The following is a 14,095-nucleotide window of genomic DNA, read 5'->3' on the forward strand; positions in this document are numbered from 1 at the left end:
TTGCATCGTTCTGCACACTTGTCCAGCAATTGCGTGAATGGCAAAAGAAAATTGTTATTTTTCTCTTGTCACCAAACGGCACTGCCGTTAATATGCGTCCCGCTGTAAGGCACTGTGATGCGTTCATAGCTCAGTTGGTTAGAGCACCACCTTGACATGGTGGGGGTCGTTGGTTCGAGTCCAATTGAACGCACCATTCTTACTTTTGTGCGTCCGTAGCTCAGTTGGTTAGAGCACCACCTTGACATGGTGGGGGTCGGTGGTTCGAGTCCACTCGGACGCACCATTCAAGTGTTTCTCTTCGCCAGTTCCGTATTATCTCCCGTTTGAATTTACCTTTTCAGTCACACATGTTCTCTGTGTGCTTCGTGCGCTTTTGCCGGCAGGGAACAAGGCATTTTTTGTTAAAAGAAGTAAGAAATACCCATTTCAGGCAAGTAAATGTATAAAACAGCTATTTTGAATACTTTTTCTGCCAGCCATCTATTAAGTAACGCTTCAGCCCTTTTGTTGTGCACCTTTCAGCTCACGCGCCCTTTTCTTCTCATAGCGCATAAAACAAAACTAACCTGATGATAACAAATCATTGTGACTGTGCCTGAATTCCTTATGAAACGCCGTTTTTATTTTCATTCTTCTGTGATTTAGGATTATAATAGCGCCTATCATTGGTTTTGAATGGTTTCAGCAAATTGGACAGTTTCTTTCTGCAAAATTGCCCTTACTCGCCTCCACAGCCTGAAACTCAAGCACACTTAATTCTGCACGCTTTTCTTTCGTCACCTATCCTTAAATTTCGGGTGGTGTCGCAACACTGTAATTCTGATTTCCGCTCTTGCCGCTATCAACCGGCGGCTGGAGAACAATTCCTCAACCTTCTCAACTTACAGATAAGATTGTCATGAAAAAGACCAAAATCGTTTGTACTATCGGCCCAAAAACCGAATCTGAAGAAATGCTGACTAAAATGCTCGAAGCGGGCATGAATGTGATGCGTTTAAACTTCTCTCACGGAGATTACGAAGAACACGGTCAGCGCATCAAAAACATGCGTAATGTCGTGGCAAAAACGGGTAAGCACGCAGCAATTCTGCTGGATACCAAAGGCCCTGAAATCCGCACCATGAAACTGGAAGGCGGTAATGATGTTTCTCTGAAAGCCGGCCAGACATTCACCTTTACTACTGACAAGACTGTGGTTGGTAACAGCGAAATTGTTGCTGTTACCTATGAAGGCTTTACGGCTGACCTGTCTGTTGGTAATACCGTCCTGGTTGATGATGGCCTGATTGGTATGGAAGTAACCGCCATCGATGGCAACCGTGTGGTGTGTAATGTACTGAACAACGGCGACCTGGGTGAAAACAAAGGGGTTAACCTGCCAGGTGTTTCCATCGCGCTGCCAGCACTTGCTGAAAAAGACAAACAAGACCTGATCTTTGGTTGCGAACAAGGCGTTGACTTTGTTGCAGCATCTTTTATTCGTAAACGTTCCGACGTTGAAGAAATTCGTGCCCACCTGAAAGCCCATGGTGGTGACAACATTCAGATCATCTCCAAAATTGAAAACCAGGAAGGCCTGAACAATTTTGACGACATCCTTGAAGCTTCTGACGGCATCATGGTTGCCCGTGGCGACCTGGGTGTAGAGATCCCAGTAGAAGAAGTTATTTTCGCTCAGAAAATGATGATCGAAAAATGTATCCGCGCACGCAAAGTGGTTATCACTGCAACGCAAATGCTGGATTCTATGATCAAGAACCCGCGTCCTACCCGTGCTGAAGCTGGTGACGTGGCTAACGCCATCCTCGATGGTACTGATGCCGTTATGCTGTCTGGCGAATCAGCCAAAGGTAAATACCCGCTGGAAGCCGTTTCTATCATGGCAACCATTTGCGAACGCACTGACCGTGTGATGAGCAGCCGCCTTGATGATAACCACGACAGCCGTAAACTGCGCATCACCGAAGCAGTCTGCCGTGGCGCGGTAGAAACGGCTGAGAAACTGGATGCACCTGTGATTGTTGTAGCAACTCAGGGTGGCAAATCTGCAAAATCTGTTCGCAAATACTTCCCGAATGCAACCATTCTGGCGCTGACAACTAACCCGCAAACTGCTCGCCAGCTGGTACTCAGCAAAGGTGTTATTGCACAGCAGGTCACTGAAATTGCCTCTACTGACGATTTCTACCGCCAGGGTAAAGAAGCTGCACTCGCCAGCGGTTTAGCACGCAAAGGCGATGTTGTGGTCATGGTTTCTGGTGCTTTAGTACCAAGTGGCACCACCAACACGGCATCTGTGCACGTACTTTAAATTTATTTTACGTAGTTTATGCTTTGCTAAAGGCGCCTCTGGCGCCTTTTTTTATTTTCCCATTACACTTTTTAAAAAATACCAATAGGCCTTCACTATTTAAATTCCGTTAATGGAAGTTTAATCCGATGAAAAGAACAGAATTAATCGCGATTTTTTAACTGGAAGTGTACATTCGATGCTTCTTTGAGCGAACGATCAAAAATAGGTGTATTCCCATCAAAAAAATATTCTCATACTAAAAAAGTTTGTGTAATACTTGTAGCGCTACATGGAGATTAACTCAATCTAGAGGGTATTTATAATGAATCGTACTAAACTGGTACTGGGCGCGGTAATCCTGGGTTCTACTCTGCTGGCTGGTTGCTCCAGCAATGCTAAAATCGATCAGCTGTCTTCTGACGTTCAGACTCTGAACGCTAAAGTTGACCAACTGAGCAACGACGTGAACGCAATGCGTTCCGACGTTCAGGCTGCTAAAGATGACGCAGCTCGCGCTAACCAGCGTCTGGACAACATGGCTCACTCTTACCGTAAGTAAGAGTCCATGTGATGAAAATGCCGCACTTTGTGCGGCATTTTTATTTGTAAATCAGTCTGCCTTCTTATGCCTTCTTCTTCCCGCTGTTTCTCATGTGTCCTCTGTGTGACTTCCCTTTAAGTTTCCCGGCTCCATACCACCAGCTGTAAGCGCAATAATTTCTGCCATTGCCCCACGGCACCTGAACCAGAGTTTCCCCCTGGCAAAAGTACTGACAAACGCTTCCGGCCCCACTTTTTTAACAGGCCGGTCAGTTTCACTGTCAATATTTACAGCAGTTATTTTTACATAAAACTTTTGTATTAATACGCCAGGTATTGTTGTTACCTGAAGCCGGAGTTATTTAAAAAAGTTTTAGCGCCAGGTGTTGTGCCAAATTTTTAGGAATAAAAATCAGACAACAGGACAGTCTGTTTAAATTAAGACTGTTCTGTATTTTAATTTTTATTAAGGCAGGTAAACACGACTCATACCCGGCTACTTTAACTGCCCGGCTTTTATTCTGACCGCGCGAATCATGGCTTCCAGCCCTTGTGTCCGGGATGGAGTGAGCTGGCGTGCCATATCGAGCCGCTCAAACCAGGGGCGGACATCAAATACCGCCACCTGTTCTGGCGTCATCCCCTGGTAAAGGGAAAAAACGATAGCCAGTAGCCCTTTAACCAGAGCTGCGTCACTGTCACCACTGAAGCGCACTAAATTGCCCCCGGTAACCTCCAGAACCAGCCATACCTGGCTCTGGCAGCCTGAAATCAGGTTGTCTTTGCTGTACATCTCAGGAGCCAGGGTATCAAGCCGCTGGCCCAGTTCAATCATGTACAGGTACTTCTCTTCACGGTTGGCGCACCGGGAAAAATTTTTAACCAGTTTGTCTTTGTCCGGTAATACAGCCACTCAATGCCTCCATTAGCACTTCTTGCTCAGCCCAGCAATTGCTGAATACGGTGCAGGGATGTAACCAGCGTATCCACTTCTTCACGTGTGTTATACAGCGCAAACGATGCCCGGCACATTGCCGGTACCTGGTAATGGGACATCAGCGGCATGGCACAGTGGTGGCCGGTACGCACGGCAATACCGTAGCTATCCAGAAAACTGCCGACATCGTAAGCATGGTGCGCCCCCAGATTGAAGGCAATGACCCCTTCCCGGTCAGCCGGGCCATAGATGTGCAGACCGGGCACTGTTTGCAGCATTTCCATGGCATAGCGGATAAGCTCAGCTTCCCAGTCATGGATAACCCCCATACCCAGGCGGGTGACATATTCTATTGCCGCACCCAGACCAATAATTCCGGTAATATTGGGCGTTCCGGCTTCAAAGCGCCACGGCGGACAGGCATACTGGGTTCCCTCCGTAAGGCTTACAGATTCAATCATTGCCCCACCACCAGACCAGGGTGGCATAGATTCCAGAATATCAGCCCGCCCATATAACACCCCGGTGCCCGATGGCCCGTACAGCTTATGGCCGGAAAACACGTAAAAATCACACCCCATTGACTGAACGTCTACCGGGCCATGAACCGCCCCTTGTGCACCATCAACCAGAACAACCACTCCCGCCTGTTTTGCTTTGGCTATCAGGGCTTCAAGTGGTGCAATAGTGCCCAGCACATTTGAAACCTGAGCAACAGCCAGCAGGCGCGTTCTGCTATCGATAAGCGTGTCCAGCGCGTCAATCTGAAGGGTTCCATCACTATTAAGGGGAATAACGCGCACAGAGGCGCCTGTGCGCTCACAGAGCATTTGCCAGGGCACAATATTAGCGTGGTGCTCCATCTCACTAATAATAATATTGTCGCCAGCCCTCACATGCTGGTTGCCCCAACTGTTTGCCACGAGGTTAATCCCTTCGGTGGTTCCGCTGGTGAATACAATTTCACTGGGGGTTTGAGCGTGGATAAAATCAACAACCTGCTGGCGTACGGCTTCTACGCGCGACGTGGCCTCTGCACTCAGAGTATGTATCCCCCGATGTACTGCCGCATAGTGGTGCCGCTCAAAGTCGGCCTGAGCTTCTATGACAAACTGCGGTTTCTGTGCACTTGCCGCACTGTCGAGATACACCAGTGGTTTGTCATTCACCCTCTGCGCCAGTACAGGAAAATCGAACCGGGCCTGCGCTATTTGTTCATTCATAATTGCCCCTCTTCCGGCAGCCGCAACCCAATGCGCTCAAGCACTGTGCCATGCAGTGATTCATCGGTGATGGCGTCGGTCAGTTCAGCAGCAAACGCATAAATTATCATGCGCCGTGCTGCTGACCGGCTTATTCCCCGGGCTTGCAGGTAAAACAATTGCTCGTCATCTATGCGCCCGACCGTGGCGCCATGGCTGCATTTCACATCATCGGCATAAATTTCTAATTGTGGTTTGGTATCCACTTCAGCCAGACGACCAAGTAATAAATTGTTGTTGGTCATTTGCCCGTCGGTTTTGATTGCATGGGGTGCGACCGTAATCAGACCGTTAAACACCGCCCGACCAGTATCCTGAACGATTGTTTTATGCAATTGCCGGCTGTTGCCATAGCCTTTGTTATGGGCAAGCCAGCTACGGGAATCGCACACTTCACGCCCCACCGGTAATGCCAGGCTGTTTATCCGCACCGTGGCATTTTCTCCGTCAATGCGCCCACTGGTGTGATGGCGCACTAATTGCCCGCCTAACAGATAACTATTACTGAATACGCGGCAGTCCTGGTTCACCCACAGGTCATTGTGGGCAAAGTGGCAGGCCTGTGGGTTTTCAAACCCCAGTTTAACGTGGTGCAGTTCACTGTTTTCACCGGCAACGATGCTCAGGCGTGCTCCCGTGAAATGTGCCTGGGTATGTTGACTGGCATAGTATTCAATTACCGTGGCCTTGCTGTTGCGCCCCAACGTAAGATGACAACGCGTATGGCTGGCTGGCAGAGCGCCATGGTCATTACCACTGCTCGTGCTGATATTCATCAACACCAGTGGTTTGTCAGTAACCCGTTCTGGTGGAACGTCTATGTACAAAACACCCGGGGCCATACTTTCCGTCAGGTGCAGGAAAATTTCTGGTTGTATCGCATCAGGCACGCCACCCGGATGGTTTTGCCACTGTACTCTGAAGCCACAGGCTGTTGGGTCATCACTTAATTCCGGCGAGTAACGGCCATTCACCAGTACCACACATATGGCATCCATGGGTAATGCCAGGCCGTCACGAACATCACGCCCGGGCAGAGCTGTTTCTGGTGGCACGAATACATAACGTGACAGCGCGTCCAGTGAGGTGTATTTCCAGTTTTCCTGCTTGCGGTCTGGCAACCCTTCTCGCAATAACTGTTGCATGTGCGCCTGTGCTTCGCCGTTTTTACTGTTATCACTGGCGGCGAATAAATGGTGCCACTGTTGCAGTGGATTATTTCCCTTCGCTAAGCCAGCCATAACCCTGCTCCTCCAGTTGTTTTACCAGACTAAAATCGCCAGATTTAACAATGCGCCCCTGGTAGAGCACATGCACTTTATCTGGCTGGATGTAGTCCAGGATCCGTTGGTAATGGGTAACAATAATGAAGGCACGTTGCCCGTCACGCAGTGCATTAACACCTGCCGCGACAATTTTCAGCGCATCAATATCCAGCCCGGAGTCAGTCTCATCGAGGATACATAAACTCGGTGCAAGAACGGCCATTTGCAGAATATCGTTACGTTTTTTCTCCCCCCCGGAAAAACCGACATTTACCGGGCGAGTCAGCAAATCTTCCGGCATGCCCAGTTGCTGAATTTTTTCTTCCAGTAAATCCTGGAAATCAAAACGATCCAGCTTCTCCTGCCCCCGGTATTCTCTGACAGCATTCAGCGCAGTTTGCAGGAAGAACTGGTTACTCACCCCCGGGATCTCAACCGGGTACTGGAAAGCCATAAAGACCCCTTCTCCGGCGCGATCCTCCGGTGACAGAGCTAATAAATCCTTTCCTTTAAACAGGACGCTTCCTTCAGTAACTTCATAATCTTCTCGCCCGGCGAGAGTGGCTGACAAGGTACTCTTGCCCGAACCATTCGGGCCCATAATGGCATGGACTTCCCCAGGTCTGATGGACAAACTCAGCCCTTGCAGAATCGCTTTCCCTTCTGCGCTCACGTGGAGATCTTTAATTTGCAACATACTTTTTTCCTTACCCTTGAGTTTTAGCCAACGCTGTGTTCAAGGCTGATAGCCAGTAATTTTTGTGCTTCGACGGCAAACTCGAGAGGCAACTCGGAGAACACATCCTTACAAAAACCATTCACAATCATTGAGATAGCATCATCTTCGCTAATCCCTCTTTGTAGACAGTAAAACAACTGATCTTCGCCAATGCGTGATGTCGTCGCTTCGTGCTCAAGTTGTGCACTGTTATTGCGGCACTCCACATAAGGGAAGGTATGTGCGCCACAATCAGGGCCAATCAGCATGGAGTCGCATTGGGTGTAATTACGGGCGTTAGTAGCTGTAGGCATGATTTTCACCAGGCCCCGATAACTGTTCTGGCTCTGCCCGGCGGAAATACCTTTTGAAATAATGGTCGAACGGGTATTTTTCCCGATGTGGATCATTTTGGTACCGGTATCCGCCTGTTGGTGCCCGCTGGTCAGGGCCACAGAGAAAAATTCACCAATGGCATTGTCGCCTTTAAGAATGCAACTGGGGTATTTCCAGGTGATGGCCGAGCCCGTCTCTGACTGGGTCCATGACATTTTGCTGTTTTGGCCTTCGCACAATGCACGCTTGGTAACAAAATTCAGGATGCCACCGGTATTGTTGTCCCCGGGAAACCAGTTTTGTACCGTGGAATATTTCACTTCAGCGTCTTTGAGAATAATGACTTCCACCACGGCCGCATGTAGCTGGTAACTTTCGCGAACCGGCGCAGAGCAACCTTCGATATAGCTGACATAACTGCCTTCATCGGCAACCAGAATAGTTCGCTCAAATTGCCCGGTCTTTTCCGCATTAATGCGGAAATAGGTGGAGAGCTCCATTGGGCAACGCACACCTTTGGGTATGTATATAAATGTGCCATCGGAAGCGACTGCCGCATTGAGTGCCGCAAAGAAGTTATCATTGGCCGGAACCACCGTTCCCAGGTACTGTTTTACCAGCTCCGGGTAGTGCGCGATGGCATCGCCAAAAGAGCAGAAGATGATGCCCTGCTCTGCCAGCGTTTCACGGTAAGTGGTGGCTACAGACACCGAATCAAAAATGGCGTCAACCGCCACCGCCTGGCCTTCACGCACCGGAACACCCAACTGGTTAAACGCAGCTTCAACTTCCTCAGTCAGAAAATTCTCACCACTGGCCTGCTGAACAGCCCCCGGCTGGGAGGCACAGTTATCATCGCAGTGCCCGCAAGAGGGGGCTGAGTAATAACTGAAATCCTGGTAATTCAGTTTGTCATAATGGGCTTTCAGCCAGTGCGGCTCTTCCATTTTCTGCCAGGCACGAAAGGCATTAAGGCGAAATTCCAGCATCCAGTCGGGTTCATTACGACGCGCTGAAATCGCCCTGACTACCTCTTCGCTCAGGCCTTTGCCCAGCTCATCGGTTGGCAACTGTGTAAAAAAACCTTCCTTGTAATTCAGTTTCCCTTGCCAGTAGCCTGTTGCTTGTGTGTCTCGTGCCATAATTACTCCGCTTCAACCCCAAAGCTTTCGCCACATCCACATTCATGCCGTGCTTTTGGGTTGTGAAATTTAAACACCTGATTCAGGCCTTCACGCACATAATCCACATGGGTACCATCGATAACAGGCAGGGCTGCCAGTTCAACCCAGAGTCTGGCGCTGCCATGCTCACACAGCAGGCAGTCTGGTGGTGGAGCCATTACCTCGGACAGTACATAAGCAAAACCCGCACAACCCGATACTTTGATACCAAGCCGCAACCCCTGAAGACCGGGGGTCACTTCAACTAAGTGCACTATCTGTTGCGCTGCAGCATCTGTCAGTGTTATGCCCTGCCAGTTCATCTCTGCAGGGTCGAATAAACCGGAGTCTGTTGCCATGTATCACCTCAACTTATCTTTAGCCTGTAAAGCCAATGTTAATGATACGTATTATCACTTCAACCCAGAAATACCAAGGGTATTGCCGGGTTATCATTTTTTGGTGCTTTTTAATAAGCATAGACGTTCAAAAAACGTACTACCTGATGTCAGTCACGTTTTTTAATTGATTGATACTCAAGTTTTTTTTGCTTACAGAAAGGCATCAATATGGGGGAAATAAAACATGCATAGGCAATACCTATTTATCAAACAGGCAACATAACCCAACATTGATGGCCTGATTTATCTGGCACAAGGCATAACTGAAATGGTGTACTGGCAAGCAAAAACTGCACCCGGTGAACGTTTTCACACCAGGTGCAGTTAAGTAAACAGCGGGTATTATCAGACGACTGCAGTTGTCAGGCGAGCAGTACAGCAGTGCTGGTTTTTATCGTTATAGATATCAATTTGCCAGACCTGGTGCCGCCCTCCCAGATGTACCGCCTGGCAGCGCCCTGTAACATCTCCATGAGTGACTGCTCGCAAATGGTTGGCGTTAACTTCAAGCCCCACGACTTTGTGCTCCCCTTCCGTACACAAGTACCCGGCTACTGAACCAAGGGTTTCAGCAAGCACAACGGATGCCCCACCATGCAGTAACCCAAAAGGTTGTTGGGTACGCGAATCAACGGGCATGGTTGCTTCGAGATAATCGTCCCCCAACTGCGTAAAACGAATCCCAAGGTGCCCGACCATATTACCCTCGCCCATGGTATTGAGCGTTTGCAAAGTTGTTGCTCGCAGCCAAATCATGAAAGTATCTCCAATAGAGCCTGTAGGGGATGACGCATACCGCTTCCTTCAATACGTTTTACCTGGCTACGGCATGAGTAACCTGTCGCCAGGCAACGCTGGCGTGGCAGACGTTCAATTGCCTGTTGCCAGGAAAGCGCATAGATATCGAGGGATTTTTGGTGATTTTTCTGTTCATGGCCATAAGTACCGGCCATACCACAGCAACCAACACTGACACCTTCCAGCCGGGCACCAAAGTGCCTGAAGATTCCCGCCCACTGACTGGTGGATGCAGGCAGTGCCGTCACTTCAGTGCAATGGCCAAACAGGTACCAGGCTTCTCCAGCAGGCTCACGAGCGCTGAGTTTATCCAGTGACTGAGACAACCACTCGTGCACGAGCAGCACAGAAAAATCGCCACGGGCGTCGCCCAGTGTCTGGCGGTATTCATCGCGATACGACAACACAATCGCCGGATCCACACCCACCATCGGCATACCGAGCGCTGCAATGCGGTTGAGGAAGTCTGATGTCTTCTGCGCTGTCCGGGCAAAACGCGCCAGGAACCCTTTAATGTGCTGCGCTTTACCATTCGGGGAAAAAGGCAGGACAACCGGTTTGTAACCCAGTTTATCCACCAGGCTGACAAAATCCGCCACGACACGCGCATCATAATAGCTGGTGAATGGGTCCTGGACTACCAGCACCGTTTTTTCACGGGCCTCGGCTGGCAGCGCTTCAAGCTGTTCCAGTGTCATGTTGGCAGAACGATGCCCCACCAGTTGTTGTTGCAGTGTGGGAGTCGATAATAACGGCAGGTCAACCATGCCAATATGTTTTGCCGTCAGATCACGCACCCAGTTCTGGCGCAAGAAGAAGTTAAATGTCCTGGGGGCCCGAGCCATTAACGGCGCATAGCTTTCCACACTGGCAACCAGGTGATCCCGCACAGGACGCAGATAGCGGGTATGGTAAAGTTGCAGGAAGCGTGAACGAAATTCAGGGACATCAATTTTAATCGGGCATTGGGTGGAGCAGGCTTTACAGGCCAGGCACCCGGACATGGCTTCTTTCACTTCGTGTGAAAAATCGTACTCACCCTTGTGCGCATGCCAGGTGTGACGAACACGCTCCACCAAATTACGTAAACTGCTGTGCCCACCCGGCAACGCTTTTTCCAGTTTGTTCGGGTCTACGCCTCTGTCGGCCAGTAAGCGCAACCATTCACGTACCAGTGTTGCCCGCCCTTTTGGCGAATGGATCCGGTGCTGGCTGACTTTCATTGACGGGCACATCGGGCTTTTCGCATCAAAATTGAAGCACAGTCCATTACCGTTACACTCCATCGCCCCACGCCATGACTGGCGCACTGCAACAGGGATCTGGCGGTCAAGAGTGCCACGCTTGGGTGCATCCACTTTCATCATGGGTGCATCCACACCCAACGGTGGGCAAATCTTCCCCGGGTTCAGGCGGTTGCCAGGGTCAAAAGCTGCTTTGATACGCCGCAGCTCATTGTAGAGAACATCACCAAAGAACGCCGGGCTGTACTCCGCACGAAAGCCTTTACCATGCTCCCCCCACAATAACCCGCCATATTTGGCAGTAAGCGCCACCACGTCATCAGAGATTTGCTTCATCAGCATTTCCTGTTGCGGGTCGCACATATCCAGTGCCGGGCGAACATGCAGTACCCCGGCATCCACATGGCCAAACATGCCATAACTCAAATTATGGCTATCAAGCAAGGCGCGGAACTCCACAATATAGTCAGCAAGGTGTTCTGGTGGCACGCAGGTATCTTCTGCAAATGGAATAGGTTTCGCTGCACCTTTGGCATTACCCAGCAAGCCAACCGCTTTTTTACGCATCGCGTAAATACGCTCAATACCGGGTAATTCACTGCATAATTGCCAGCCAATAACACCAGACTCCCCACGGGCAATCAGGCCATCCAGGCGTTCACACAATTCGCTGACCTGGCTTTCTATCAGAGCTTCGTCATCGCCGGCAAATTCAACAATGTTCAGGCCAAGCAGTGTTTTATCCGGCACATCCGTAATAAGCTCACTCACTGAATGCCAGATAATATCTTCACGAGCGAGGTTGAGTACCCGCGAATCGACGGTTTCAACCGACAAAGCACTGGCTTCTACCATGACAGGCGCACTGCGCAGCGCTGAATCGAAACTGTCATATTTCACATTCACCAGGCGGCGCACTTTAGGAATGGGCGTGATATCCAGTTTGGCTTCAGTGATAAACGCCAGCGTACCTTCTGAGCCGGTGAGGATGCGTGTCAGGTCGAACTGTTGCATGTCATCGCTGAATACATGGCGCAAGTCATACCCGGTGAGAAAACGGTTGAGCTTAGGAAATTTTTCGAGGATCAATTCACGCTGATTACGGCACTGATTCAGTACCGTACTGTAGATGCGCCCCGTTGCAGTTGTTTCTTCAGCCAGAGATTCGGCCAAAGCTACGGGCATTGGGCGGGTATCAAGAATATCGCCGCCCAGCAGAACAGCCCTGACACCTAACACATGATCAGAGGTTTTTCCGTAGACCAGTGAACCCTGGCCGGAAGCGTCTGTATTAATCATGCCTCCGAGCGTTGCCCGGTTACTGGTAGACAGCTCAGGCGCAAAAAAATAGCCGTAAGGTTTCAGAAACTGATTGAGTTGATCTTTAATTACCCCGGCTTCGACTCTGACCCAGCCTTCTTCCGGGTTAATTTCAATAATGCGGTTCATATACCGCGACAGGTCGACAATTATGCCGTGGTTCAGTGCCTGCCCATTGGTGCCGGTACCACCACCGCGCGGGGTGAACACCAGGCTCGCAAAACGTTCTTCACTGGCAATGCGGGTAATCAACGCCACATCAGCAGTGGAACGTGGAAAAAGAATGGCATCCGGGAGTAGCTGATAAATGCTGTTATCTGTCGCCATTGTCAGGCGATCAGCATAACTTGTAGCGGTATCGCCGGTAAAACCCTGTTGCTCCAGTGCTTCTAAAAAATTCACCACCAGTTGCACTAAACCTGGCGCCTGAGAAATTTGTGGGATCATTCGCACTTGACTCTGTCTGACGAAAAAAGAGATGAGTTATCGTTTGCGTTGCGCACTCATGGTTTTATCACATTTTTGTATGCCACGCTTGGGGGATTTTATTTCGCTTTTAAGTTGTAAAAAGATAGCGGAATACATCATCATTAGATCTGCAATACCTTATGGACACTTATGCTAATCACGATGCTTTTTACCGGGCATCATGGCGTAATTACCGGCTGATGACACTATTATGGAAACGATAAAGCCTCACCAGGACATTGCACGGGTCCTTATCTCTGTGCTGTTTATTTCGTTAATGATTATCGCGTGTATCTGGATAGTTCAACCGTTCATTCTGGGCTTTGCCTGGGCCGGAACTGTGGTTATTGCCACCTGGCCGGTGTTGATTCGGCTGCAAAAACTGCTGTGGGGAAAACGTATTTTGGCCGTTCTGGTCATGACACTGTTGCTGATACTGCTGTTTGTCATCCCCATTTCGTTGTTAGTCAACAGTCTGGTGGATACCAGTGCACCACTGGTTAAATCAGCCAGTTCCGGCCAACTGTCTCCACCCGATTTTGCCTGGCTGCAAAGCATCCCGTTCTTTGGGGATAAGCTTTATAGTTCCTGGCATGCCTTGCTTGATGGCGGCGGTACAACTCTGCTTGCCAAAGTAAAACCCTATATTGGTACGACAACGACCTGGTTTGTTGGGCAGGCGGCTCACCTTGGGCGTTTTCTGATGCACTGTGCTCTGATGGTGCTGTTCAGCGCATTACTCTACTGGCGTGGTGAAGATGTTGCTGGTGGTTTCCGGCGTTTCGCCCGGCGCCTTGCGTCTGAGCGTGGTGATGCGTCGGTGGTGCTGGCAGCTCAGGCCATACGTGCGGTGGCGTTAGGTGTTGTGGTAACTGCTTTGGTCCAGGGGATTCTGGGCGGTATTGGTCTGGCTATTTGTGGTATCCCTTACGCAACATTATTAACCGTAGTAATGGTGCTGTGTTGCCTGGTGCAGATTGGCCCATTATTGGTGCTGATACCGGCAATCCTTTGGCTGTACTGGAGTGGTGATAATACCTGGGGCACTGTATTGCTGGTCTGGAGTGCAGTGGTTGGTACGTTGGATAACGTGATTCGCCCTATGCTTATTCGTATGGGAGCAGACCTGCCGATGATTGTTGTTCTGTCCGGTGTTATTGGTGGGTTAATTGCATTTGGCATGATTGGCGTATTTATTGGCCCGGTAGTACTGGCGGTGTCCTACCGGTTGTTTGCCGCCTGGGTTAACGAAAAAGTGCCTCCACTGGAAGAAACTTCCACCGATACCCCGCCCTCTTCTTAAGAAGTAATATCCCTCTGAACAATCGGGTTATTTATTACCCGATT

At 49.8% G+C, this 14,095-nt stretch carries 11 protein-coding genes and 2 tRNA genes; 5 read left to right on the forward strand and 8 right to left on the reverse strand.

Annotated features, from left to right (window positions below):
* Positions 1 to 119 precede the first annotated feature (119 nt).
* The 4 genes from DES37_RS18480 to lpp all read left to right on the forward strand — a co-directional run bounded on the left by DES37_RS18480 (position 120) and on the right by lpp (position 2,855).
* Positions 120 to 196 (forward strand) — tRNA-Val (locus DES37_RS18480).
* Positions 197 to 209: 13 nt separating this feature from the next.
* A tRNA-Val gene (locus DES37_RS18485) sits at positions 210 to 286 on the forward strand.
* Between the two features lie 615 nt (positions 287 to 901).
* Positions 902 to 2,314: a pyruvate kinase PykF gene (gene pykF, locus DES37_RS18490; RefSeq protein WP_036108618.1), complete on the forward strand. Its 1,413-nt coding sequence runs from the start codon at positions 902 to 904 to the stop codon at positions 2,312 to 2,314.
* Positions 2,315 to 2,618: 304 nt separating this feature from the next.
* Positions 2,619 to 2,855: a murein lipoprotein Lpp gene (gene lpp / locus DES37_RS18495; protein WP_036108615.1), complete on the forward strand. Its 237-nt coding sequence runs from the start codon at positions 2,619 to 2,621 to the stop codon at positions 2,853 to 2,855.
* Between the two features lie 477 nt (positions 2,856 to 3,332).
* Here the strand turns inward: lpp and sufE are convergent, their stop codons facing one another.
* The 8 genes from sufE to ydiJ form a co-directional block, all read right to left on the reverse strand.
* Positions 3,333 to 3,749 (reverse strand): cysteine desulfuration protein SufE, encoded by a 417-nt coding sequence (gene sufE, locus DES37_RS18500; RefSeq protein WP_110027217.1) that lies wholly within the window; start codon positions 3,747 to 3,749, stop codon positions 3,333 to 3,335.
* Between the two features lie 26 nt (positions 3,750 to 3,775).
* Positions 3,776 to 4,996 (reverse strand): cysteine desulfurase SufS, encoded by a 1,221-nt coding sequence (gene sufS / locus DES37_RS18505; protein WP_110027219.1) that lies wholly within the window; start codon positions 4,994 to 4,996, stop codon positions 3,776 to 3,778.
* Positions 4,993 to 6,276: a Fe-S cluster assembly protein SufD gene (sufD, locus tag DES37_RS18510; RefSeq protein ID WP_110027221.1), complete on the reverse strand. Its 1,284-nt coding sequence runs from the start codon at positions 6,274 to 6,276 to the stop codon at positions 4,993 to 4,995. Before sufD ends, sufS begins: the two co-directional genes overlap by 4 nt.
* Complete coding sequence (gene sufC / locus DES37_RS18515) at positions 6,251 to 6,997, reverse strand: Fe-S cluster assembly ATPase SufC (RefSeq protein ID WP_110027223.1); 747 nt, start codon at positions 6,995 to 6,997, stop codon at positions 6,251 to 6,253. Before sufC ends, sufD begins: the two co-directional genes overlap by 26 nt.
* A gap of 23 nt (positions 6,998 to 7,020) precedes the next feature.
* Positions 7,021 to 8,496 carry a Fe-S cluster assembly protein SufB gene (sufB, locus tag DES37_RS18520; RefSeq protein ID WP_036108595.1) on the reverse strand — a complete coding sequence of 492 codons (1,476 nt, stop codon included), beginning with the start codon at positions 8,494 to 8,496 and terminating at the stop codon, positions 7,021 to 7,023.
* Between the two features lie 2 nt (positions 8,497 to 8,498).
* Positions 8,499 to 8,876, reverse strand: coding sequence for a Fe-S cluster assembly scaffold SufA (gene sufA, locus DES37_RS18525; protein WP_110027225.1), 378 nt, complete (start codon positions 8,874 to 8,876; stop codon positions 8,499 to 8,501).
* 387 nt (positions 8,877 to 9,263) lie between these two features.
* The gene (gene menI, locus DES37_RS18530) at positions 9,264 to 9,674 is read right to left on the reverse strand and encodes a 1,4-dihydroxy-2-naphthoyl-CoA hydrolase (protein ID WP_110027226.1); all 411 of its coding nucleotides are present in this window, start codon (positions 9,672 to 9,674) and stop codon (positions 9,264 to 9,266) included.
* Complete coding sequence (ydiJ, locus tag DES37_RS18535) at positions 9,671 to 12,727, reverse strand: D-2-hydroxyglutarate dehydrogenase YdiJ (protein ID WP_110027228.1); 3,057 nt, start codon at positions 12,725 to 12,727, stop codon at positions 9,671 to 9,673. The genes menI and ydiJ overlap by 4 nt, the downstream gene beginning before the upstream one ends.
* A 232-nt stretch (positions 12,728 to 12,959) precedes the next feature.
* On the opposite strand from ydiJ, the gene ydiK reads away from it, so the two are divergent.
* Complete coding sequence (ydiK, locus tag DES37_RS18540; RefSeq protein WP_036108580.1) at positions 12,960 to 14,051, forward strand: AI-2E family transporter YdiK; 1,092 nt, start codon at positions 12,960 to 12,962, stop codon at positions 14,049 to 14,051.
* Positions 14,052 to 14,095 lie beyond the last annotated feature (44 nt).

It is taken from the genome of Mangrovibacter plantisponsor (genome assembly GCF_003182475.1).
Taxonomy (GTDB): Bacteria; Pseudomonadota; Gammaproteobacteria; order Enterobacterales; family Enterobacteriaceae; genus Mangrovibacter; species Mangrovibacter plantisponsor.